23 protein-coding genes and 1 tRNA gene are annotated in these 23,188 nt (G+C 58.9%); 11 read left to right on the top strand and 13 right to left on the bottom strand.

Annotation, left to right across the window (positions count from 1 at the left end):
* Together ACFE0K_RS10485 and icd are read left to right on the top strand one after the other, a co-directional pair.
* Window positions 1-1,204, top strand: a 1,204-nt coding sequence (locus ACFE0K_RS10485) for an NADP-dependent isocitrate dehydrogenase (protein ID WP_434536011.1), incomplete at its 5' end; no start/stop codon positions are given.
* A 226-nt stretch (window positions 1,205-1,430) separates the two neighbouring features.
* On the top strand, window positions 1,431-2,693 hold the full coding sequence (icd, locus tag ACFE0K_RS10480) for an NADP-dependent isocitrate dehydrogenase (protein WP_434536010.1): 1,263 nt from the start codon (window positions 1,431-1,433) through the stop codon (window positions 2,691-2,693).
* Between the two features lie 27 nt (window positions 2,694-2,720).
* On the opposite strand, the gene ACFE0K_RS10475 is transcribed toward icd, so the two are convergent.
* On the bottom strand, window positions 2,721-2,984 hold the full coding sequence (locus ACFE0K_RS10475; RefSeq protein WP_434536009.1) for a cold-shock protein: 264 nt from the start codon (window positions 2,982-2,984) through the stop codon (window positions 2,721-2,723).
* Between the two features lie 257 nt (window positions 2,985-3,241).
* Between ACFE0K_RS10475 and clpS the strand changes: the two genes are divergently transcribed.
* Together clpS and clpA are read left to right on the top strand one after the other, a co-directional pair.
* Complete coding sequence (clpS, locus tag ACFE0K_RS10470) at window positions 3,242-3,598, top strand: ATP-dependent Clp protease adapter ClpS (RefSeq protein ID WP_052042425.1); 357 nt, start codon at window positions 3,242-3,244, stop codon at window positions 3,596-3,598.
* Window positions 3,599-3,645: 47 nt separating this feature from the next.
* Entirely contained in the window at window positions 3,646-5,910 is a 2,265-nt protein-coding gene (gene clpA / locus ACFE0K_RS10465; protein WP_434536008.1) for an ATP-dependent Clp protease ATP-binding subunit ClpA, read from the top strand.
* Between the two features lie 118 nt (window positions 5,911-6,028).
* On the opposite strand, the gene infA is transcribed toward clpA, so the two are convergent.
* The 4 genes from infA to trxB all read right to left on the bottom strand — a co-directional run bounded on the left by infA (window position 6,029) and on the right by trxB (window position 8,897).
* Complete coding sequence (gene infA / locus ACFE0K_RS10460) at window positions 6,029-6,247, bottom strand: translation initiation factor IF-1 (RefSeq protein WP_008929746.1); 219 nt, start codon at window positions 6,245-6,247, stop codon at window positions 6,029-6,031.
* Window positions 6,248-6,380: 133 nt separating this feature from the next.
* Window positions 6,381-7,094, bottom strand: coding sequence for an arginyltransferase (locus ACFE0K_RS10455; protein WP_434536007.1), 714 nt, complete (start codon window positions 7,092-7,094; stop codon window positions 6,381-6,383).
* 129 nt (window positions 7,095-7,223) lie between these two features.
* Entirely contained in the window at window positions 7,224-7,946 is a 723-nt protein-coding gene (gene aat, locus ACFE0K_RS10450; RefSeq protein WP_434536006.1) for a leucyl/phenylalanyl-tRNA--protein transferase, read from the bottom strand.
* A gap of 3 nt (window positions 7,947-7,949) precedes the next feature.
* Window positions 7,950-8,897: a thioredoxin-disulfide reductase gene (gene trxB, locus ACFE0K_RS10445; RefSeq protein ID WP_434536005.1), complete on the bottom strand. Its 948-nt coding sequence runs from the start codon at window positions 8,895-8,897 to the stop codon at window positions 7,950-7,952.
* 315 nt (window positions 8,898-9,212) lie between these two features.
* Between trxB and ACFE0K_RS10440 the strand changes: the two genes are divergently transcribed.
* From ACFE0K_RS10440 to cysG, 6 genes are all read left to right on the top strand, one after another.
* Complete coding sequence (locus ACFE0K_RS10440; RefSeq protein WP_434536004.1) at window positions 9,213-11,528, top strand: DNA translocase FtsK; 2,316 nt, start codon at window positions 9,213-9,215, stop codon at window positions 11,526-11,528.
* A 12-nt stretch (window positions 11,529-11,540) separates the two neighbouring features.
* Window positions 11,541-12,155: an outer membrane lipoprotein chaperone LolA gene (gene lolA / locus ACFE0K_RS10435; protein WP_434536003.1), complete on the top strand. Its 615-nt coding sequence runs from the start codon at window positions 11,541-11,543 to the stop codon at window positions 12,153-12,155.
* Window positions 12,152-13,483, top strand: a complete 1,332-nt coding sequence (locus ACFE0K_RS10430) for a replication-associated recombination protein A (protein ID WP_434536002.1) — start codon at window positions 12,152-12,154, stop codon at window positions 13,481-13,483. Before lolA ends, ACFE0K_RS10430 begins: the two co-directional genes overlap by 4 nt.
* On the top strand, window positions 13,480-13,872 hold the full coding sequence (locus ACFE0K_RS10425) for a fluoride efflux transporter FluC (protein WP_434536001.1): 393 nt from the start codon (window positions 13,480-13,482) through the stop codon (window positions 13,870-13,872). Before ACFE0K_RS10430 ends, ACFE0K_RS10425 begins: the two co-directional genes overlap by 4 nt.
* Before the next feature lie 161 nt (window positions 13,873-14,033).
* Window positions 14,034-15,326 (top strand): serine--tRNA ligase, encoded by a 1,293-nt coding sequence (gene serS / locus ACFE0K_RS10420; RefSeq protein ID WP_434536000.1) that lies wholly within the window; start codon window positions 14,034-14,036, stop codon window positions 15,324-15,326.
* Between the two features lie 32 nt (window positions 15,327-15,358).
* Window positions 15,359-16,750 carry a siroheme synthase CysG gene (gene cysG / locus ACFE0K_RS10415; RefSeq protein ID WP_434535999.1) on the top strand — a complete coding sequence of 464 codons (1,392 nt, stop codon included), beginning with the start codon at window positions 15,359-15,361 and terminating at the stop codon, window positions 16,748-16,750.
* Window positions 16,751-16,899: 149 nt separating this feature from the next.
* Here cysG and ACFE0K_RS10410 read toward each other — a convergent pair whose 3' ends face one another.
* From ACFE0K_RS10410 to ACFE0K_RS10390, 5 genes are all read right to left on the bottom strand, one after another.
* Window positions 16,900-17,892: a glycosyl transferase family protein gene (locus ACFE0K_RS10410; protein WP_434535998.1), complete on the bottom strand. Its 993-nt coding sequence runs from the start codon at window positions 17,890-17,892 to the stop codon at window positions 16,900-16,902.
* Window positions 17,893-17,971: 79 nt separating this feature from the next.
* Complete coding sequence (locus ACFE0K_RS10405; RefSeq protein ID WP_434535997.1) at window positions 17,972-18,223, bottom strand: hypothetical protein; 252 nt, start codon at window positions 18,221-18,223, stop codon at window positions 17,972-17,974.
* 4 nt (window positions 18,224-18,227) lie between these two features.
* On the bottom strand, window positions 18,228-18,530 hold the full coding sequence (locus tag ACFE0K_RS10400) for a hypothetical protein (RefSeq protein WP_434535996.1): 303 nt from the start codon (window positions 18,528-18,530) through the stop codon (window positions 18,228-18,230).
* Window positions 18,523-18,882 (bottom strand): sulfurtransferase complex subunit TusD, encoded by a 360-nt coding sequence (gene tusD, locus ACFE0K_RS10395; RefSeq protein WP_434535995.1) that lies wholly within the window; start codon window positions 18,880-18,882, stop codon window positions 18,523-18,525. The genes ACFE0K_RS10400 and tusD overlap by 8 nt, the downstream gene beginning before the upstream one ends.
* Entirely contained in the window at window positions 18,882-19,562 is a 681-nt protein-coding gene (locus ACFE0K_RS10390; RefSeq protein ID WP_434535994.1) for a Bax inhibitor-1/YccA family protein, read from the bottom strand. Before ACFE0K_RS10390 ends, tusD begins: the two co-directional genes overlap by 1 nt.
* A gap of 351 nt (window positions 19,563-19,913) precedes the next feature.
* Here ACFE0K_RS10390 and ACFE0K_RS10385 point away from each other — a divergent pair.
* Window positions 19,914-20,001 (top strand) — tRNA-Ser (locus ACFE0K_RS10385).
* A 143-nt stretch (window positions 20,002-20,144) separates the two neighbouring features.
* On the opposite strand, the gene ACFE0K_RS10380 is transcribed toward ACFE0K_RS10385, so the two are convergent.
* Genes ACFE0K_RS10380 through ACFE0K_RS10370 form a run of 3 tightly spaced genes read right to left on the bottom strand, consistent with a single transcriptional unit; the run spans window position 20,145 to window position 23,109 of the window.
* A complete protein-coding gene (locus ACFE0K_RS10380; RefSeq protein WP_434535993.1) occupies window positions 20,145-21,167 on the bottom strand; it encodes an ArsA family ATPase in 1,023 nt (340 codons plus the stop codon).
* Entirely contained in the window at window positions 21,167-21,436 is a 270-nt protein-coding gene (locus tag ACFE0K_RS10375; protein WP_052042422.1) for a cory-CC-star protein, read from the bottom strand. Before ACFE0K_RS10375 ends, ACFE0K_RS10380 begins: the two co-directional genes overlap by 1 nt.
* Window positions 21,436-23,109: a carbon starvation CstA family protein gene (locus ACFE0K_RS10370; RefSeq protein ID WP_434535992.1), complete on the bottom strand. Its 1,674-nt coding sequence runs from the start codon at window positions 23,107-23,109 to the stop codon at window positions 21,436-21,438. Before ACFE0K_RS10370 ends, ACFE0K_RS10375 begins: the two co-directional genes overlap by 1 nt.
* Between the last annotated feature and the right edge of the window lie 79 nt (window positions 23,110-23,188).

Raw genomic sequence — 23,188 nt, 5'->3', positions numbered from 1 at the left:
CCTGCATGTGCCCTCTGACGTTATTGTCGATGCGTCCATGCCGGCGATGATTCGCCAGGGCGGGAAAATGTATGGCGCAGACGGCAAGCTGAAAGACACCAAGGCCGTCATTCCTGAAAGCACCTATGCCACCATCTATCAGGAAGTCATCAATTTCTGCAAAACCCATGGCGCCTTTGACCCGGTGACCTGTGGTTCTGTGCCTAATGTGGGGTTAATGGCGCAGAAAGCCGAAGAATATGGCTCTCACGACAAGACCTTCGAAGTAAAAGCAGACGGGACCATGCGTATCGTCCGTGAAGATGGTCAGGTGCTACTGACCCATGAGGTGGAGAAGGGCGATATCTGGCGCATGTGTCAGGCGAAGGACCTGCCTATCCGCGATTGGGTGAAGCTGGCGGTGAATCGTGCCCGGCAAAGCGGCACCCCTGCCATTTTCTGGCTGGATAAAGAACGAGCCCATGATGCGCAGCTTATCCGGAAGGTGAGAAAATACCTGAAGGACCATGATACCGAGGGGCTTGATATTCGCATCATGTCTCCAGTCCAGGCGATCCGCTATACCATGGAGCGGATGATCCGCGGCAAGGACACCATTTCGGTGACGGGTAATGTGTTGCGGGATTATCTGACGGATCTGTTCCCGATCCTGGAGCTCGGTACTAGCGCCAAGATGCTGTCCATTGTCCCTTTGATGGCTGGCGGCGGTCTCTATGAAACCGGTGCTGGCGGCTCTGCGCCGAAGCATGTGCAGCAATTCACTGAAGAAAACCACCTGCGGTGGGATTCGCTCGGCGAATTTCTGGCCCTGTCGGTGTCCATTGAAGAGCTCGGCGAAAAGTATGGCAACAAGAAGGCCATGGTGATTGCCGCAGCCCTGGATAAAGCCAATGAGCAGTATCTTGAGCAGAACAAGTCACCGTCACGGAAGGTGGGAGAACCTGACAACCGGGTCAGCCATTTCTATGTGGCCATGTACTGGGCTCAGGCACTGGCTGCACAGGATGATGACGCTGAGTTGAAAAACAAATTCAGTGCCATTGCTTCCGCGCTTACCGAAAACGAAGATGCCATCGTCAAGGAAATGATAGCGGTGCAAGGTTCCCCTATTGATATTGGTGGTTACTATAACCCTGACTTCAGCAAGGTCTCCGCTGCCATGCGGCCAAGCGCCACCTTCAACAATATTCTGGATAAACTGTAGCGTCACAGGCAAAGGAAAAAGCCGGCGAAAGCCGGCTTTTTTTATGTCAGTCTGTTGCTGCTTCCTGGAGCGAATATCGCTTGAGGAAAGAAGAGTAGGGTGCCTGCAGGTGAAGGCTGCATCACGGTAAATCCGCGGTTCAACCCCTGATGTTCGCTGTCTTCTTGTCGGTGCTATACTCGCCGACAGGCGCCTAATTCGCTTTTATTCAGAGGGAGTAGTGTAGATGGGATACCAAAAGATCACGGTGCCCGCAGACGGTGACAAAATCACGGTTAATGCGGACCTGTCCCTGAATGTCCCCAACCACCCGATTATTCCTTATATCGAAGGGGACGGCATTGGTGTTGATATCTCACCAGTGATGATGAACGTGGTTAATGCGGCAATCGAAAAAGCCTATGGTACCAAGCGCGGCATTACCTGGATGGAGGTCTATGCCGGAGAAAAGGCCACCGTCGTTTACGGGCCCGATGTCTGGCTGCCCGAAGAGACCCTGGAAGCCCTTCGCGAATTCACCGTGGGTATCAAGGGGCCGCTGACCACACCGGTCGGTGGCGGCATCCGCTCTCTGAACGTGGCCCTGCGTCAGGAGCTGGATCTATACACCTGTATGCGCCCGGTACGCTACTTCGAAGGGGTTCCGAGCCCGGTGGTTCACCCGGAACTCACTGACATGATCATCTTCCGCGAGAACTCTGAAGATATCTATGCGGGCATCGAGTGGGCTGCGGATAGCCCGGAAGCGACCAAACTGATCCGTTTTCTGCGTGAGGAAATGGGCGTTACCCAGATTCGTTTCCCGGAAGGCTGCGGTATCGGCATCAAGCCGGTGTCCCGTGAAGGGACCCAGCGACTGGTTCGCAAGGCGATCCAGTACGCCATCGACAATGACAAGGATTCTGTCACCCTGGTGCACAAAGGCAACATCATGAAGTACACCGAGGGGGCCTTTAAAGACTGGGGTTATCAGCTTGCCGGCGAGCGTTTCGGCGCAGAATTGCTGGATGGCGGCCCCTGGATGACCATGAAGAATCCGCGTACCGGCAAGGAAATCATCATCAAGGATGTGATTGCGGATGCGTTCCTCCAGCAGATCCTGATGCGTCCAGCCGACTACAGCGTGATTGCCACCCTGAACCTGAACGGTGACTACATTTCCGATGCTCTGGCAGCGGAAGTGGGGGGTATTGGTATTGCTCCAGGCGCCAACATCGGTGGTTCCGTGTCCCTGTTCGAGGCGACCCACGGCACCGCACCGAAGTACGCCGGTCAGGACAAGGTGAACCCGGGGTCACTGATTCTGTCAGCGGAAATGATGCTGCGTCATATGGGGTGGAATGATGCAGCGGACCTGATCATCAATGGTGTGGAAGGGGCAATTGCCGCCAAGACCGTGACCTACGACTTCGAGAGGTTGATGCCGGATGCCACCTTGCTGAAGTGCTCTGAATTCGGTGATGCAGTGATTGAGCATATGGGTATCTGATCAGCCAGATACCCGCTCATGGTGCTATCAGGAAGGCGTCGACTGGTTTTCAGCGGCGCTTTCTTCGTTATCGGCTTCGACGTATTCCCCATCAGCGCGTAGATTGACGGCGTGAAAGCCCTTGTTGGCGGGCTGAACCTCGTATTCCACGGGCTGCCCTGCCTTCAGGCTTTTATAGCCATCCATCTGGATATAGGAGTAGTGGACGAAAAGGTCCTCTCCCCCTTCATCTGGCCTGACAAACCCGTACCCCTTGGCATTGTTAAACCACTTTACTCGTCCCGTTGCCATGGTCCTTCCCTCTTGCCTATCCAATGGCTGTCATTGTTTGTTGTTATCCCCGGGCCGACTGCTACGGTAAACTGGTAACCGGAGTTATCGTGCAACTTTTAAACATGCGTCGCAGGGTGTCAAGCCCGTGAAATATTCACAGGGTCAGGGATTGAAAAATCCGCTACCGCCCATCATTTCTTCATTGCCTGCTGACGCCAGCAGGGTTACAACGGTTTTGAGGCTTTATGAACTGGCAACAACAAGGGCACTCGGTAATGGCTCACGGAAAAGATGATCTCCGTAACGGGCCTGCAGATACCCCTTCCGACCCGGATCGCCATGGCGATCTGGCAGTGGAAGAGGCCAGGCCGAAGTTGAAGCCCCCCTCCATGTACAAGGTGTTGATGCTCAATGATGACTACACCCCCATGGATTTTGTGGTAGAGATACTGGAAGACTTCTTCAATCTGGGCCGCGAGCAGGCCACCCGTGTCATGCTCACGGTTCATACCGAAGGAAAGGCGGTGTGCGGGGTGTACCCCCAGGATATCGCCGAAACGAAAGCCACTCAGGTGGTGGAATATGCCCGTGAAAATCAGCATCCGCTGATGTGTCAGGTGGAGAAGGCCTGATTCAGGCCCCCCAACTGAATGTCCGGGTACTGCAGTGAGGTAGCCTTATGCTCAGCAAAGAACTGGAAATGACGCTCAACGAAGCGTTCCGCCATGCACGTAGCCACCGGCATGAATTCATGACCGTTGAGCATTTGCTGCTGGCGCTGCTGGATAACGAGGCGGCCGTCGAGGTTCTGCGTGCCTGTAGCGCAGATCTGGAGGAACTGCGCGATTCGTTAAGCCAGTTTATCGAGGATTCCACGCCGCTATTGCCGGAAAGCGACCCGGACCGCGATACCCAGCCAACCCTGGGCTTCCAGCGGGTGCTGCAGCGTGCGGTGTTCAGCGTGCAATCTTCCGGCAAGAAAGAGGTGACTGGCGCCAATGTGGTGGTGGCTATCTTCAATGAGCAGGAAAGCCAGGCAGTGTATTTCCTCAACTGCCAGGATATCCATCGCCTGGATGTGGTGAACTTTATTGCTCACGGCATCTCCCAGGTGCAGGACGCGGAGCCGTCCATGGAGGCGGAACAGGACATGGAGAACGGCGGTGAGAGTGCGCCGGCCAGTGCCCTGGAAAACTACGCCAGCAACCTGAATGAACTGGCTCGCGCTGACCGCATTGATCCCCTGGTGGGGCGTGCCTTTGAGATCGAGCGAGCTGCGCAGATTCTCTGCCGTCGCCGTAAGAACAACCCGCTGCTGGTGGGCGAACCCGGTGTCGGCAAGACCGCCATCGCCGAAGGCCTGGCCCGCATGATCGTTGAAGAGAAGGTACCAGCACCGCTGCTGGATGCCACTGTCTACTCGCTGGATCTGGGTGCGTTGCTGGCCGGCACCAAGTACCGGGGCGATTTCGAGAAGCGCCTGAAGTCGGTGCTGGCTGAGCTGAAGAAAGACCCGAACTCGATTCTTTTCATCGATGAGATTCACACCATCATTGGAGCGGGTGCGGCTTCCGGTGGCGTCATGGATGCCTCCAATCTGCTCAAACCGATGCTGGCCAGCGGTGAACTGAAGTGCATGGGCTCAACCACCTTCCAGGAATACCGGGGCGTGTTCGAGAAGGACCGTGCCTTGTCACGTCGATTCCAGAAGATCGATGTGGTGGAACCCTCCGTGGAGGACACCGTGGGTATTCTCAAGGGGCTGAAGAGCCGTTTCGAGAAGCACCATGATGTGAGCTATAGCGATGCGGCCCTGAAAGCGGCGGCGGAACTGAGTGCCCGCTATATCAATGATCGCTTTCTGCCTGATAAGGCCATCGATGTGATCGACGAGGTCGGTGCCTGGCAGCGCCTGCGCCCGGAAGACCAGCGCAAGCACACCATCGACGAATCTGACGTGGAAGACATGGTGGCCAAGATTGCCCGCATTCCTCCGAAACAGGTGTCTTCTTCCGACAAGGAGCTGCTGCGCAACCTGGAGCGGGATCTGAAGATGACCGTGTTTGGCCAGGAAGAGGCCATCGACACCATCTCGGCGGCCATCAAGCTGTCCCGTGCCGGGCTCAAGGGCGAGCACAAGCCCATTGGCAGCTTCATGTTTGCCGGCCCCACCGGTGTGGGTAAAACCGAAGTGAGCCGTCAGCTTGCCCGGGCTCTGGGTGTGGAGCTGGTGCGTTTTGACATGTCCGAGTACATGGAGCGTCACACCGTCAGCCGCCTGATTGGGGCGCCGCCGGGTTATGTGGGTTATGACCAGGGTGGGCTGCTTACCGAAGCGGTAACGAAGACGCCGCACTGTGTGCTGTTGCTCGACGAGATCGAAAAGGCTCACCCGGAAGTGTTCAATATCCTGTTGCAGGTTATGGATAACGCCACTCTGACCGATAACAACGGTCGCAAAGCGGACTTCCGTAACGTGATTCTGATCATGACCACCAACGCTGGAGCTGACGTTCTCAACAAACGTTCCATCGGCTTTACCGAGCAGGACCACAGCACCGATGGTATGGAGGTGCTGAAGAAGGTGTTCACGCCCGAATTCCGCAATCGCCTGGATGGCACTATCCAGTTCCTGTCGCTTACCAGCGAAGTTATTCTCGGTGTGGTCGACAAGTTCCTGGTGGAGCTTCAGGCACAGCTGGACGAGAAGGGCGTGGTGCTCAACGTGGACAAGGCCGCCCGAACCTGGCTGGCAGATAAGGGCTACGACAAGGATATGGGTGCACGCCCCATGGCGCGCCTGATCCAGGAGCAGCTCAAGAAGCCGCTGGCGGAAAAGTTGCTGTTCGGAGAACTGTCTGAAAACGGTGGCCAGGTCGATGTGACCGAGAAAAACGGCCAGCTGTCGCTCACCGTGAAGGCAGCGGAACCGGAGCCAGCGTGAACATAAGCAGTTAACAGTGAATAGTTAACAGCTAAGGAAAAACAAAAATACCCCCGGCTCTGCGAAGAGTCGGGGGTATTTTTTTAGCGGTTAACTGTTACGTATTAACGGTTAAACACTATTTCATGCGGAACGTAATACGGCCCTTGCTCAGGTCATAGGGGGACATTTCCACCTTGACCCGGTCGCCGGTGAGAATGCGGATATAGAATTTACGCATCTTCCCGGAGATATGGGCGGTAATAACATGACCGTTGTCCAGCTTCACACGGAACATCGTGTTAGGCAGGGTTTCAACGATGACACCTTCTAGTTCAATCTGCTCTTCTTTCGCCATCCAACGAATACCTTGGGTTACCGGCTATTAGCGGGCGCAATTGTGCCGGAAAAGACGCCGGGCTGCAAAAGAAGTTGGGCAGCGGTTAAAAAGCGGGTTATTTAGCGCATTCCTGTTGGTCTGGAGAAGTGATTCAGTCCGGGTCGAACTCTTTCCAGGCGCCACTGCGGAGGATTTCCAGGGGGCGGTACTGGCTTTTGTATTCCATCTTCTGGCATTGATGAATCCAGTAGCCCAGATACAGGTAGGGGAGTTCCAGGTGTTGGCAGTGGCGGATCTGCCAGAGCAGCGCCATCACTCCCAGGCTGCGCTCAGGGAGCTGGGGATCAAAGAAGGTGTAGACGGCAGAAAGCCCATCTTCCAGTTGGTCGGTGACCGCCACGGCCAGCAAGGTTTCGCCCTGGCGAAAGCAGTAAAAATGGGTATCCGCCCAGTCACAGGTCAGAAAATTAGTGAATTGCTCCTCTGAAGGGGGATACATATCCCCGTCACCATGACGTTGGTCGATATAGGCCGCGTAGAGTTTGTAGAATTCGCGGGTGTAGCGAGCTGGCTCCCGCTGGACCGTGAGATCCTGATTGGCCTTTTCAATGCGCCGGTGGCGGCGACGGGGGCGGAAATCCGCCACTCGTACCCGGGCCGGTATGCAGGCGTTACAGCCCTCGCAGTGGGGGCGATACAGATAATCACCGCTGCGACGAAACCCCAGCAAGCTCAGTTCGCTATAGAGCTCTGGTGACAGTTTGGCCTGTGGGTCCACAAACAGGGTAGAGGCCTGGCGGTCTTCCAGGTAACTGCAGCTGTGGGCCGGGGTGCGGAAAAATCGCAGCGTGGACAGATCGGTCATGCCTTCAGTGTAGTGGAAATAACGCCAGACGCCAGATGTGAGGTGCAGGAAGTAGAAATCCAAACAAGGCGCTGATGCCTGCTGGCATTGGAGCTCTGGTGCTGCATCATTGGCGTCAGGCGTCAGGCGTCAGGCGTCAGGCGTCAGCACCAGTGATCGGTTCCATTCAGTGTCAGGCCATCGTTCAGCCATTGGGGCGTCAGGGACCAGTTCTTTCAACAATCCCTCGAAGGTAGGGCGGTCGATCAGTTCGGCGCCCAGTGTGAGCAGGTGCGGGTTCTCGACCTGGGCGTCGATAAGCTGGATGCCGAGAGTGGGTGCCAGGGTCCGCAAGGCGGCAAAGGCCATCTTGGAGCCGTTAGGCTGCGGGGAGACCATGGATTCGCCGAAGAAGACCCCGCCCAGCTTGATGCCGTAGACACCACCGGCAATCTGCCCATCCTGCCAGATTTCCAGGCTGTGGGCGTAGCCAAGGGTATTCAGATGCACATAGGCCGCGATCATCTCCTCACTGATCCAGGTGCCCGAGCCATCAGCGCGTGGAGCAGCGCACAGGCGCATCACAGACTCGAACGCCCGATCAAGGGTGACGGTGAAATCGGTACGGCGCAGGTGGCGTGTCAGGCTGCGACTGACATGAATCCGTTGCGGATGGATCACGCAGCGTGGGGCAGGAGACCACCACAGGATTGGCTGGTAGTCCGCGTCATACCAGGGAAAGATGCCCAACGAATAAGCCCGGAGAAGAGTCTCCGGGCTCAAGTCGGCCCCGGCGGCCAGAAGGCCTTCCGGGTCGCTCAGGGCGGTATGGGTGTCCGGGAACGCCGTTCCCGGTTCCAGCCACGGCACCATGCCTTAGTGGTTCAGGTTGTCCAGATACTTCTCCGCATCCAGAGCGGCCATGCAGCCGGCCCCGGCAGAGGTAACCGCCTGACGGTAGACATGATCAGCCACGTCGCCGGCGGCAAATACGCCCTCGACAGTGGTCGCAGTGGCATTGCCTTCGATGCCACTGTGGATCTTGATGTAGCCGTCATTCATGTCCAGCTGGCCCTGGAAGATATCCGTGTTCGGTTTGTGGCCGATGGCAATAAACACGCCCTGCAGCTCGAGATCCTTGCTGCCTTCGCCCTTGGTGGACTGGATGCGCATGCCGGTAACACCGCTGTCATCGCCCAGCACCTCTTCGAGGGTATGGTCCCACTCGACGCTGATATTGTCTTTGGCGAGCAGCTTGTCCTGGAGGATTTTCTCCGCACGCAGGCTGTCGCGGCGATGTACCAGGGTCACGTGTTCAGCGATATGCGACAGGTACAACGCCTCCTCGACAGCGGTGTTGCCGCCGCCGATAACGGCTACCCGCTGGTTCTTGTAGAAGAAACCATCACAGGTGGCGCAGGCGGAGACGCCTCGGCCCATAAAGGCTTCCTCGGATTCCAGCCCCAGATACATGGCGGTGGCACCGGTAGCGATGATCAGGGCATCACAGGTGTAAGTGCCGCTATCCCCTTTGAGAGTAAAGGGGCGATTGCGGACATCCACTTCGTTGATGTGGTCGTACACCATTTCCGTCTCAAAGCGCTCGGCATGCTGCTGCATGCGCACCATCAGGTCGGGGCCCTGCAAGCCTTCCACGTCCCCGGGCCAGTTATCCACCTCGGTGGTGGTGGTGAGCTGCCCACCCGGCTGAATCCCGGTAATGACCACCGGCTTCAGGTTGGCACGGGCGGCATAAACGGCGGCGGTGTAACCCGCAGGGCCGGAACCGAGGATAATCAGGCGATGGTGCTGCACGTCGCTCATTGAGAACTCCAGTTGATAGGTAAGGACAGGTACTGATGGCTCCCCAACAAATGGGGGCGCCGCCCTGCGCATTCAAGGCGTGTGAAAACTACCGTAAAACAGGGGGTTCGTGAAGCCTATAAGTGTCATAGGATTAGCCAACTGTGACCAGCTCGGGCAGGCAGTCGAGAGGATTTGTGCGATAATCCCCGCCGGCCCGTCAGTGGCGGGGCGACAAAGCTGGCCGCTCCCTGCGGGATTGACTACAATCGCAATAATTTCAATTCGTTATCGGCACTTCCTTAAGCTTAACTTTATGAATTCAAGGGGTAAGGCGTGAGTAAAACGGTTGCCGGGCAAGGACAGTCCGGGTTTTCCCGCCATCTCAAGCGCGGTTTGATCGAGGGCATGGTGATCGCCCTGATCGCCCTGTGCCTGTATCTGCTGCTAGCGCTGATCAGCTTCGACAGCCGCGATCCGGGTTGGTCCTACGTGGGCAATGTGGACGCCGTGCGCAATGCTGCCGGCCGCGCCGGCGCGTTCAGCGCCGATCTGTTGCTGGGCCTGTTCGGTTATATGGCGTACCTGTTTCCGGTGCTGGTGGGCTTCTGGGCCACCAAGGTGCTGCGTGAGCGTCACGCCGGCTTGCCTGGCAGCTGGCCATTATTCAGCCTGCGGCTGGTAGGTTTCGTGCTGACCATGCTGGCCGGCACCGCGCTCTCTTACATGCACTTTACCGTGGGGGATGCCTTGCCCGAAGGGGCTGGCGGGATTCTCGGTCACGAAGTCGGCGCCGCGGCGCTGGACGGTTTCAATCCCCTGGGCGGTAGCCTGATCATGGTTGCCCTGTTCCTGATCGGGGTCACCATCTTTACCGATCTGTCCTGGATTGCCCTCGCCGAGGGCCTGGGAGCCATGGTGCTGGGTGCCTTCGAGAAAATCCCGGCCTGGTGGCAGGCGCGTCGTAAGCGGCGTGAAGAAGTGCAGCAGAAGAAACAGGCCCATGAAAAGCGCGCCAAGGTGATCAGCGAGGCCAAGAAAAAAGCGGAGACCCGCACACCGCCCAAGATAGCGAAACCGGCCAAGCCGGTCGAGAAGAGCGCGCGAGTCCACAAAGAGAAGCAGCAGAAGCTGTTTACCACGGAAGTGAGTGGTGAATTGCCACCACTGGTGTTGTTGGACCCGGTAGAAGAGGCCAAGGGTGGTTTCTCCGAGGAAGCCCTGGAAGGCATGTCCCGGCTACTGGAAATCAAGCTCAAGGATTTCAATATCGAGGCCGAGGTGGTAGCGGTGCAGCCCGGCCCGGTGATTACTCGTTTCGAAATTCAGCCTGCACCGGGTATCAAGGTGTCGCGGATCACCAATCTTGCCAAGGATCTGGCCCGTTCCCTGGCTGTGATCAGCGTGCGCGTGGTTGAGGTGATTCCCGGCAAGACCACCGTGGGTATCGAGATTCCCAACGAGCAGCGGGAAATGATCCGCTTTACCGAGGTGGTCGGCACCCAGATGTTCGACCAGTCGCCGTCGCCGCTGACCATGGCGCTGGGTAAGGATATTGCCGGCAATCCAGTGATGGCAGACCTGGCCAAGATGCCACACTTACTGGTGGCAGGTACCACCGGTTCCGGTAAGTCCGTGGGCGTGAACGCCATGCTGTTGTCCATGCTGTTCAAGTCGAACCCGGAAGACGTGCGGCTGATCCTGATTGACCCCAAGATGCTGGAACTGGCGGTCTACGATGGCATTCCCCACCTGCTGACCCCGGTGGTCACCGACATGAAGGAAGCCGCCGGTGCCCTGCGCTGGGGCGTCGGTGAGATGGAGCGTCGCTATCGGCTGATGGCATCCATGGGGGTACGTAACCTGTCCGGCTATAATCGCAAGGTGGCGGACGCCAAGAAGGCGGGCCAGCCCCTCAAGGACCCCATGTGGAAGCCGGACGACCCCATGAACCTGGAGGAAGAGGCACCGCTGGCGGAACATCTGCCGTACATCGTCATCGTTATCGATGAATTTGCCGACATGATGATGATCGTCGGCAAGAAGGTGGAAGAGCTGATTGCGCGTATTGCCCAGAAGGCCCGGGCGGCGGGCATTCACCTGATTCTTGCCACCCAGCGCCCATCCGTGGACGTCATTACCGGCCTGATCAAGGCCAACGTGCCCTCGCGAATCGGCTTCCAGGTGTCTTCCAAGATCGATTCCCGCACGGTGCTGGACCAGGGCGGGGCGGAGCAACTGCTCGGCCACGGCGACATGCTTTATTTGCCCGGTGGCAAAAGTGTTCCGGAACGGGTTCACGGTGCCTTTGTCTCAGATGAAGAGGTACACCGTGTCTGTGACGATTGGCGCAAGCGCGGAGAGCCCAACTATCTGGAAGAAATTCTCGATGGTGGCAGTGACCTCAATGCGCCCATGCCCGGTATGGAAAGTGCCGGTGGTGGGGGCGATGACGAAAACGACCCGCTTTACGACGAGGCGGTGGCTTACGTGACCCAGTCGCGCCGGGCCTCCATTTCTTCCGTGCAGCGGAAACTAAAAATCGGCTACAACCGCGCCGCCCGTCTGGTGGAAGCCATGGAAATGGCCGGGGTTGTGACTGAGGCGGGGAATAACGGCCAGCGTGAAGTGCTGGCGCCGCCGCCGGTATAACAAGGAGTTTTGATGCGTAAGCTGGTAACCGGACTATTGATCATGCCGTCCCTGTTGTGGGCGGCTCCCACTGACGAACTGCTGTCCAAGCTGCAGAAGCTGGAGTCCATGAAGGGCCAGTTCGAACAGATGGTGCTGGATCAGGGTGGCACCCACATGCAGGAAGCGGAAGGGGAGTTTCAGGTGGCCCGGGGCAACCGCTTCTACTGGTCCACGGAGATGCCCTTCGAGCAACTGGCAGTGTCCGATGGCAATACCGTCTGGGTCTATGACCAGGATCTGGAGCAGGTAGTCGTGCGCCCTCTCAGCCAGGATCTGGGCCAGACCCCGGCCTTGTTGTTTGGTGGTAAGCCCGCCGATGTGGCCGAAGCCTTCACCATTTCCGAGCGCAGCCGGGAGGCAGAAACGATTACCTATCGGCTGAAGCCGAAAGGGAAGGATCCGTTGTTTGACCAGCTGGATGTGACCTTCCAGGGCGACCAGCCAAGCTCCATGCGCCTGCAGGATGCCCTGGGTCAGCAGACCGTGATCGATTTTCGCGATTTGGTGGTCAACACGGGCATTGATGCCTCCCTGTTCAACTTCGTGCCGCCGGAAGGCACGGATGTCATTCAGCAACAGCAATGAACGACCTGTTCGCCACCGATGCCGCCCAGCAGGCCCAGCCCCTTGCGGCGCGCCTGCGCCCCGCCTCGCTGGACGAGTACGTGGGCCAGCAGCATCTGGTGGGCGAGGGTAAGCCGTTTCGCCAGGCCCTGGAGCGCGGCCAACTGCATTCCATGATCCTGTGGGGTCCGCCCGGCACCGGCAAAACCACCCTGGCCCTGATTCTGGCTCAGGCGGTGGATGCGGCCTTTATTACGCTTTCCGCGGTGCTGTCGGGGGTGAAGGATATCCGTGCCGCGGTGGAGCAGGCTCAGGTGCGCCTGGGGCAGGGTCGTCGCACGGTGCTGTTCGTTGACGAAGTACATCGTTTCAACAAGGCCCAGCAGGATGCGTTCCTTCCCCATGTGGAGGAGGGCACCATTACCTTTATCGGGGCTACAACGGAAAACCCCTCCTTCGAGCTCAACAACGCCTTACTGTCCCGGGCCCGGGTGTATCGGCTGAGATCGCTGACGGCTGATGACCTGCGCGGTTTACTGGCGCGGGCTCTGGCGGAGCCGAGCCTGAAGGGCATGCAGCTGGACGATGAAGCCAGCGAATTGCTGCTTAACTACGCCGATGGTGATGCCCGGCGCCTGCTCAACATGCTGGAAGTAGCAGCGGATCTGGCCGACGGCGAAACGCCAGTTATCGATGCGGAATTGATGCGCGAAGTGCTGCGCGATGCGGTGCGACGTTTCGACAAGGGCGGGGATCTGTTCTATGACCAGATCAGCGCGCTACATAAATCCGTGCGCGGGTCTGACCCGGATGCCGCTCTGTACTGGTTTGCCCGCATGCTGGACGGTGGCTGTGACCCCCTGTACATTGCCCGCCGCGTAGTGAGAATGGCCAGCGAAGAGGTGGCTAACGCAGACCCTCGCGCGCTGACCCTGTGCTTGCAGGCCTGGGATGTGCAGGAGCGGCTAGGCAGTCCGGAAGGGGAGCTGGCCATTGCCCAAGCCATCGCCTACCTGGCGGTGGCACCGAAGAGCAATGCGGTCTACAAGGCCTACAATCAGGCCCGGGCGCTGGTGCGCGACCATCCCACTGACGAAGTGCCGCTGCATCTGCGCAACGCCCCAACCCAGTTGATGAAAGACGAAGGCTTCGGCGCCGAGTATCATTACGCCCACGATTTTCCGGATGCCTTTGTGGCTGGCGAAAACTATTTTCCACCCAGCCTCAGCGGCACCCGCTTGTATGAGCCGGTGAACCGCGGGCTGGAGATCAAGGTGGCAGAAAAGCTGACGCGGTTGCGTAGCCTTAACGAACAGAGCGACTGGCAGCGCTACGGAGATGACCAATGAACATGGCAACCCTGGTGCCGTGGCTGGCGGTTGCCGGTGGTGGCGCCATTGGCGCCTGCCTGCGTTTTGCTACCACCTTGTGGATTGGCGTGCCGTCCATGCCAGCCTGGCCCTGGGCTACTTTCGGGGTGAATCTGCTGGGCAGTTTTTTGTTCGGTTTTCTGGCCGTGGCACTGGCCAGCCTGCCGGTGGGTGAACTCTGGCGCCTGGCCCTGATGACCGGCATGCTCGGCGCGCTGACAACCTTTTCCACCTTTTCCTTCGAGCTGGTTCGATTGGTGGAAATGAAGGCGTTTGGCATGGCGGCCGGTTATGGGCTGGCGTCGGTGCTGGTCTGTTTTTGTCTCGGTGGGCTGGGGCTGCTGTTGGGGCGGCTGATTTTTGAATAACGACTGCCTGAAAAATACACCGTAGGAGCCATGCTTGCGTGGCAAAACGCCCGTCAGGGCGCTATCGCAAGCACAAGCATAGCTCCTACGGGAAAGAATCTTATCAGCGTCTTGCGTCAGGCATCTGGCGTCGGGCGTTTTTTGCTTGGAGTAAAACAAACATGCTGGATATTCGTGCCCTGCGACAGGACGGTGACGCCATCAAGGCGGCGCTGACCAAGCGTGGTTTTGAGCTGGATCTGGATGCGTTTGCTGCCCTGGATGCCCGCCGCAAACAGGCCGACATGCGTTCCCAGGATCTGCAGGCCGAGCGCAAGAAAGCCTCCAAGCAGGTGGGGCAGCTGATCCAGTCCGGCATGGATGTGGAGCAGGCCAAGGCCCAGGTGGCCGAATCCCTGAAGACCATTGATCAGGAACTGGATCAGGAAGTGGCCAACGCCAAGGCGATTCAGGAAGAAATCCGTGATTTCCTGATGGGTATTCCCAATGTACCCCAGGACGCCGTGCCTGCCGGCAATGATGAAGACGACAACGTGGAAGTGCGCCAGTGGGGCACGCCGAAGACCTTTGCCTTCGAGCCCAAGGACCATGTGGATGTGGGCGAGGCGCTGGGGCAGGGCGGTCTCGATTTCGAACGTGCCGCCAAGCTCTCCGGCAGCCGCTTTGCGGTAATGACCGGTGGCCTGGCCCGTCTGCATCGCGCGCTGATCGACTTCATGCTCGATATTCACAGCAGCGAACATGGCTATGAAGAAGTCTATGTGCCCTATCTGGTCGGCCCGGAAGCCCTGCGCGGCACCGGCCAGCTGCCCAAGTTCGCGGATGACCTGTTCAAGATGGAAGGGGAGCGCGAGCTGTATTTGATCCCCACCGCCGAGGTGCCGGTCACTAATCTGGCTGCGGACGAGATTCTCGATGCGGAGGCGCTGCCCCGCCGTTACACCTGCCATACGCCCTGTTTCCGCTCGGAGGCAGGCAGCCATGGCAAGGACACCCGCGGCATGATCCGCCAGCATCAGTTCGAGAAGGTGGAGCTGGTGCAGCTGGTACGCCCGGAAGAATCCGATGCGGCCCTGGAAGCTCTGACCGGCCATGCCGAAGTGATTCTGCAGAAGCTGGATTTGCCTTACCGGGTGGTGATCCTGTGCGGTGGCGATCTGGGCTTTTCCTCCTCCAAGACCTATGACATCGAGGTATGGCTGCCCAGCCAGCAGCGTTACCGGGAAATTTCCTCCTGCTCCAATTTCCGTGACTACCAGGCCCGCCGCATGCAGGCTCGCTGGCGCAACCCGGAAACCGGCAAGCCCGAACTGGTACACACTTTGAATGGGTCTGCTCTGGCAGTAGGGCGTACACTGGTGGCGATCCTGGAGAACTATCAGAATGACGATGGTTCCGTGACCGTACCGGAGGCATTGCGCCCCTACATGAGAGGCCTGGAGCGGTTGCAGTAGCACGCTCCTGCTCATTGAAACCGGGAGCATTGATGGAATTCCTACCAATCAGTTGGCGACTGCAGGGCAAATCGGCCCTGCTTGTGGGGGGCGGCGAAGTGGCCCTGCGTAAAGGGCGCCTTCTGCACCGATCAGGTGCAAAAGTGAGTGTAATTGCTCCCGATGTGTGCGCCGATCTGCGCGACATAGCGGTGCAGAGTCAGGGTGAAATCCATGAGCGCCCCTTTGAAAGTACCGATCTGAGCGGCCATACACTGGTCATTTGCGCCACCGATGATCCGGCGGTGAATGCTGCCGTGGCGCAGCAGGCCCAGGCTCAAGGGCTGCCGGTCAATGTGGTGGACAACCCGTCCCTGGGTGACTTCATTTTTCCGGCCATCGTGGATCGTTCGCCGGTACTGATCAGCATTAGCTCCTCTGGCGCCTCGCCGGTACTGGCCCGCAAACTGCGCAGCCAGCTGGAGTCCATGTTGCCGGCCCGCTGGGGCCGTCTTGCCGACCTGATGGCCAAGTTTCGCCAGCCCCTCAAGGACAAGCTCAACAACGTGGGCGCCCGCCGTCTGTTCTGGGAGCAGGCCCTGGAAGGGCCGCTGGTCGAGAAGGTCATGGCCGGCAAGGACAGCGAGGCGGAAGTCATGCTTGCCGAGGCCATTGAGGCGGCGGATGCCTCACGACTCAGTCGAGGTGAGGTGTATCTGGTAGGCGCCGGTCCCGGTGACCCGGATTTGCTGACCTTCCGCGCGTTGCGCCTGCTACAGAAAGCGGATGTGGTTCTCTATGACCGCCTGGTGGGCAAGGGCATTGTGGATCTTGCCCGCCGGGATGCAGAGTTGGTCTATGTGGGCAAGGCCCGCGACAAGCATGCCTTGCCTCAGGACAACATTAACGAGCTGTTGGTCCACTACGCCAAACAGGGCAAGAAGGTGTGCCGCCTGAAAGGCGGCGACCCCTTTATCTTCGGTCGTGGTGGCGAGGAAATCGACCTGATCGTGGCCGAAGGCATCGACTTTCAGGTGGTGCCGGGTATCACCGCTGCCAGCGGCTGTGCCGCTTATGCCGGTATCCCGCTGACCCACCGGGATCATGCCCAGTCCGTGCGTTTTGTCACCGGCCACCGCAAGGACGGCACGGTGGACCTTGACTGGCCGCACCTGGTCAGTGAAACCGAAACTGTGGTGTTTTACATGGGCCTGGTCGGTCTGCGGCAGATCTGCAGCAAATTGATGGAGCACGGCCGCGCTGGAGACACACCGATAGCCTTGGTGTCCCGTGGCACCACCAATCTTCAGGAAGTGATCACCGGCACCCTGGACAACCTGCCGGACCAGATTGAAGGCCGGGAAATTCATGCCCCCACGTTGATTATCGTCGGCAGTGTGGTGAGCCTGCATTCGCAGTTTGAATGGTTCGGGAAGGGCAATTAATAGTTAATAATGAATAACGTCGCGAGACAGCCCCTCTCTTTTGAAAGCAAGAAGCCGAGACCATGGCCATGGTCGCGGCTTCTTCGTCTGAAAACCCCTTACGCGTGACCGCGTAACTATTAACTATTCATTATTAACTATTAATTGCCTTACAAGACCTGCCTGTCCCGGACTTGCCACAACTCACGTGCCTGCTCCTGCGCCTCTTCCAGCGAAGCCGCCCTGTCCAAGCCCCACAGCGCTACCGCTACGGTCTTGATCACTGCATTTTCGCCATAGTCATCGCTCTGCTCGCCACGCCATACCGCCAGCACCGTTTGTGCATCCGGCTCGCCAGGGGGGCTTTGCCGTGGCATGACGTTGTCCACAACGGCTGCGCCTTCCAGGTGCTTGCCGTGGCGAATACCGGTGATCTGGGTGCGGGCGTCCGGGCGGATTTCCAGTTCGCCGCCTTCGCCCTTGAATAGCAGCAGGTCCTGATCGCCGGCCAGGTCGGCGGCCCCCTGGTGTAGCTCGATATAGGCCGGGTGGAAAACGCTCTGCATGGACAAAGGGGCTCTGGCTGGATTGAGACTGCGTGCCAGAGTGTTGATCGGGGAGCGCAGGCCGAGGAAGTAGCGCAGGGTCAGCAGCCGAGAGAGTGGCGCGCAAAAGGTCTCCAGTGGCAGGTAAGCGAGGCCATGCTGATCCAGATGCGCGGCGGCTTCCTGTGGTGAACCGGCCACGGGCAGGCCCAGTTGCGGCAGTAGCTGATCGCTATAGACTCGGTTGGGAGTATGGGCGGGGCCACCGTGGAGCAGGGTGCGGATGCCCTGGTTGGCCAGCAATAGGGCAGCTAGCAGGTACCAGGGGTGGTGTTTCTTCTTGCCCGCATAGCTGGGCCAGTCCAGCTGCACGTCGGGCAGAGTTTCCAGGGCCTGATAGCAAACGGGCCGACAGGCATCCAGAAAACCGGCCAGCTCTTCCGGGGTTTCTTCCTTCACCCGTAGCAGCATCAGGAAAGCACCAAGCTGAATCTCCTCCACCTGGCCATCAAGAACCGCCTGCATGGCCTCCCGGGCCTCCTCTCGGGTGAGGCTGCGCCGGGCCCGTTTACCGCGGCCAAGCGTCCGTACAAAGGGGGCAAAAGCATGTTCAGTCATGGTCAACCTCGTAGATGCCCGTCGCTTCAGGCTTGCAAGAGCGTATGTTGCGTGAAGCGTACTGCGTGTGAGCGTTATATCAATACCAACTGGTACAAGGGCCATGTTCGGCGACCAGCTCCAGCAGTCGCGCATGGTCGATAACGGGCAAAGGGCTGTCCGGCAGGGTCAGTGCGGGGTGCTGAAGCAGGTAGCCGTCGCCTTTCAGGGATAATCGTGAAGCAAACAATAGACCCGCATCACTGAAGACGCAGATATCGCCCTCCCGATACAAGCTTTCGAATGCCTGGCGCTGGGGGCTGTCCGGGGTGAAACCTATCAGGTGAATCATCGCTTTAGAACACCAGAGTCTGACTGCACTCGTCGCGCAATGCCTGCAGAGTCTGGGAGTCCAGAGTCTCTACCGGGATCGAAGCTACCGGCGCCGGGTCGTCTGTTACACAGCGTACGCCGAAGTCCGGCAGTTGTGCCAGGCTGGCGCTGGGTGCCAGCTGCAGTTGATGCAGGCAGCCTTTGGTAAGCCACAGGGTCGTGGGCTGGCCGAAGGCTGCTCCAGTCAACAGCATATCGAGAGTTTCCTGAAACTGGCTGGACAATGGTGCACTGCCACTGGCGATGTAGAGAATCTGATTAGCCAAACTGTATCACCCGGTCGCTGTGAATCAGGGCATCTGCCCACTGGCCAAGCCCGGCCAGGGAGAAACCGTCCGCCAGTGTCTCCGCGATGATTCCCCGTCGCTGCGCCGCTCCCACACAAACCACCGCGTCCAGCGGGTTGTCAGCCAGCCATTGCTGCCATTGTTGGGCGGCATTGGCCTGGCTGCCGTCGGCGCTCCAGGCATGACGATTCGCAAGGTGCACGGCATCCCGGTAGAAAAAGAGGCGATAAAGCTGGTGGTCTGGATGGGCGGTCAGGGCCCTGGCGGAGTGAAGAGCCGTCAATGCGGCGGCGGAATCCGCCGCCGCATTGACCAGAAGGGCAAACCGCATCAATCGTCGCCGTTAAGGGCGGTGAGCAGGTGCAGCAGGGACATGAAGAGGTTATACAGGGACACGAACAGAGTCACCGTGGCCATGATGTAGTTGGTCTCGCCGCCGTGAATGATGGCGCTGGTCTGCCACATGATCAGCATTGAGGAGAGCAGTACGAAGGCTGCGGAAACCGCCAGGGCCAGTGCCGGAATGGCGAAGAAGATATTCGCGATACCAGCAACAAACGCGACCAGAATACCGACCATGATGAAGTTGGTCAGGAAGCTGAAGTCCTTCTTGGTCACCAGGGCGATGGCGGACATGGCAACGAAGATACCTGCAGTACCGCCCAGAGCCATGGTCACGATTTCCATGCCGCCCGGCATTTGCGCGTACATGTTGATGATCGGGCCGGTGGTGAAGCCCAGCCAGCCGGTTAGGCCGAATACGGCCAGAATGCCCCAGGCACTGTTGCGGAGCATGTTGGTGGCGAACAACAGGCCGAAGTAGACGCCCAGGGTTAGCCATACGTTGACGAAACCGATGTTGCTGGCCATGGCAAACCAGGATGCACCGGTAGCCACAATCAGTGACAGCCCCAGCAGCATATAGGTGTTCTTCAATACCTGGGCCGCACGTTCTCCGGTGACGGCAGCGCCGTGCGAGGAGACGGAATAGGGGTTGGTCTGGTTATTCATGTGTTTGCACTCATCCTGCGAATTGTACCTGTGATCATAAGGGCGGCCGCGTCAAAATCAAGCAATGAAACAAGGGATAAACAGGGTTTGTCAGCTATTTCGTCGGGTTTGATCTAACCAGGGGTTAGCCGGAGTCCCGAGGCGCGCCTGACAGGTTCTTTGCCGCGTGGCAGGCATGCAATTTCGGCCATTAAGCGCAGAGACGCCACTCTGTGATCGAAACAGCAGCGAATTTTTCCCTGTTGATGAAAGAGGGAGGTGATGAAGTGAGCCAGTCTGGTTAACTTTCAACCGTTTACGCTTGCCGAGATTGACTGACCTTACTGCTCATGTATTATTGCTGCCCTGTCCGGAGGGGTGGCAGAGTGGCCGAATGCACCGGTCTTGAAAACCGGCGACGGGAGACCGTCCGTGGGTTCAAATCCCACCCCCTCCGCCAAACAAGAAGCCCGCACTCAAATGAGTGCGGGCTTTTTTTATGCCGAGCAGGTGGGGCTGTTGTATCGCTAGCCATGATCCTGCCTGACATAGGTCAGAAATTCGCCAATGCCTAAATTAAATGGCTCGTATACAGAGACGGGTCTATGCCGCTGGTCCCAGCAGGGCGGCGAACGCCTGTAGTCCCTCCAGCCCCTGAATATCATCTTCTAGTAACGGCAACTGGATTCTGGGCAGTCCCTTGAGCGCTTCATCCAGTTCGATCATGTGCCGTTGTTGGCGTGCCAACCGGGCGGCGAAGAAGGCGCTGTCGGCGGCATCCGGGAGTACCCGGTTGACTATGGCGCCGGCCACCGGGATGTGGCTGTCGCGCAAGGTGGCGACTGCCCGGGCGGTTTCCAAGATGGGCAGACGTTCCGGGGTCAGCACAAACAGGAAGGCGGTGTGTGCCGGATCACTGAGCTGTCGGCGGGTGCGGTGGAACAGGCGCTGCCTGGCCATCAATGTCTCCGCGACTTCCCGGCTTCGTGGATCCAGATCGCCAGTGGCGTGCTCGGTGGGGTCCTGCAGCGGGCTATCCAGGTCCTTGCCGGGGGTCAGATGGCCGAGCACCTTGCCCAGGGTCCTGGCCTTTTCATTATGGCGCAGCAGGCCATCGGTCCAGGCGGCCATGACTTCCGGTAGGCTCAGTAGCCGCAGGGTGTGGCCGGTGGGGGCAGTATCGAAAATCAGCAGGTCGTAGTCGCGGCTGTCTTCGTCAATGGTGCGGGCGATTCGCTCCAGCAGCGCCGCTTCCTGGGCACCGGGAGACTGGCGGCTCAGGCGCAGTTGCTTCTCCAGTTCACGGACCTGGTCCGGGCCGGCGAAGCGGCGCATCTGGGCGCAGACCCGATCCAGATACGCATCGACTTCCTGATCCGGGTCCAGCTCCAGGGCAACCAGATTGGGGGCCAGGCGGGTAGGGTGGTTGCCGATGGGCCGGTCGAAGGCGTCGGCCAGGCTGTGGGCCGGGTCAGTGGACACCAGTAGCACCCGACGCCCCTGGTCGGCGGCGCGCAAGGCCAGGGCCGAGGCGGTAGTGGTTTTTCCTACGCCGCCCTTGCCGCCGACCATCAGCAGGGACTTTTCCGTCAGCAGTCGATCCAGATTCAGTAAGGTTGCAGTCATCAGCAGCAGCGGAAATGGTCAAGCGGTGAACGTTCCATGCCCATGCGGGTATGCCAGTCGTGGAAACGGTCCATGAGCAGTGGTTGCAGCTCCAGCGTGCTCCAGGCAGCGGGGTTGGGCACGCCCATCATCTCGGCAAATACCAGCAACATGAACAGATCTTCCTCATCCCGTTTGGCGCGGGCAATGGCGGCCCGGTAGGGGGCGTTGTAGTACTGGGCACCCAGTTCTCCCAGGCGACGGAAAAACAGCCGCGTCTTGCCTGGCATCAGATTCTCTCCGGCGGGGCGTTGAAGGCCCGTTTCAGGGCGGCAGCGCACTCCAGTGTTACCAGTAGGGCTGCCACCAGAACCACCAGGTCCAGGCCCAACAGGAACCAGTCCGACTTGTCATAGAAGCTCTTCAGCTGGATCAGCAGCGCGTACAGGGTCATTACCAGCAGGAATACCAGTGGCGCCAGGGTATAAATGGCGGGTCGACCGCGCTTGACCAGCATGATGGTGATTACCAGCAGTGTGAGGCCGGCGAGCAACTGGTTAGTGGTCCCGAAAAGGGGCCAGATCAACAGACCGCCGGAGCCATCTGCGCCGCCCGCACCAAAGGCCAGCAGCAGACAGCTGGCCACTGCCAGCAGGGTGGCGGGAAGGGGACGAGTCAGCCATTTTTGCTGATAGATTTCACCCCATTCCTGGAAAATATAGCGTTGCAGCCGAAGGCCGGTATCCATGGTGGTGCCGGCAAACAGGGCTGCCATCACGGTCAACAAAGTTGCTGCCACCCCTACATCCATGCCGGTGCCGCCAGCCAGGATATTGGCGCCGCCGTTAACAAAGGCAGTAAGGCTGCCATCACCAAAGGCAGTGTAGACAGCCTGCCAGTCAGCCAGAGTGGCAAACCCGGCTGTCGCCGCAATGATCGCAGCCAGCGCCAGCGCCCCTTCACCCACGGCACCGAAATAACCGACAAAGCGGGCATCCGGTTCTCTGTCCAGCTGTTTGGAACTGGTACCGGAAGCCACCAGGCCATGAAAGCCGGAGATGGCGCCGCAGGCGATGGTGACAAACAGTAGAGGTAGCAGGGAAGGCGTGCCGGCGGGCACATCATGGTTGATCATCGGCGCCACTACTTGTGGGTTGCCGATGAGGACCGCGCCGTAGAGCAGAATCAGGCCGACAAACAATTGCAGGCCATTAATGTAATCCCGTGGCTGCAAAAGCACCCACACCGGCAGCAGGGAGGCGATGGCTGCATAGCCAAACAGCAGCAGGATCCAGCTTGCATTGGCGGACAGGCCGATGACCTGTTCCGGCAATTCCACGGGGACCTGTGGGCCCACATAGATAAGGCTATAGAGGGCGATGACGCCCACCACTGAAACCACGCCCAGGCCGATAATGCGCCGGTAGATCAGCTGGCCGATCACCAGCGCCACAGCGATGGCGCCCCATACCGGCACGACGGCCCCGGGATTGTTGATCAGCAGTTTGGCGATGACCACGCCGAATACGGCGTTGACCATCAACAATACCAGGAAGATGACGATCATGAACACCGTGCGGGCACGCCGACCCACCACCTCGCCGGTAAGGGCGCCAACAGATTTGGCTCTATTGCGGACACTGGCCCAGAGTGCGCCACTGTCGTGGACGCCGGCAAAGAAAATAGTGCCAAACACCACCCAGAGGAAGGCCGGCAGCCAACCCCAGATGACGGCGATAGCGGGCCCGACAATCGGTGCGGCGCCGGCCACAGAGGTAAAGTGATGGCCCCACAGTACAAAGCGATTGGTAGGGACAAAATCCACGCCGTCTTCGAATTCGTGAGCCGGGGTGCGGAAATTGGGGTCCAGCTTGTAGATGCGGGTGGCAATAAAGCGGGAGTAGAATAGATACCCGGCGGCCATGCCACCCAAGCCGAGCAGAAGCAAGACGATTGCGCTCATGGGGTGCCCTTTGTCATTGTCGCTGTTGGTGGTCTGTTGGGGCGTATGCCAATGCCTATGGTTAGTGCTTTTACAGCGA

Origin of the sequence: Alcanivorax sp., from assembly GCF_051117345.1 — a bacterium.
In the GTDB taxonomy this organism is placed as follows: domain Bacteria; phylum Pseudomonadota; class Gammaproteobacteria; order Pseudomonadales; family Alcanivoracaceae; genus Alcanivorax.
Note: the sequence above shows the minus strand (reverse complement) of the source record. Positions and strands in the feature narration are given on the sequence as shown.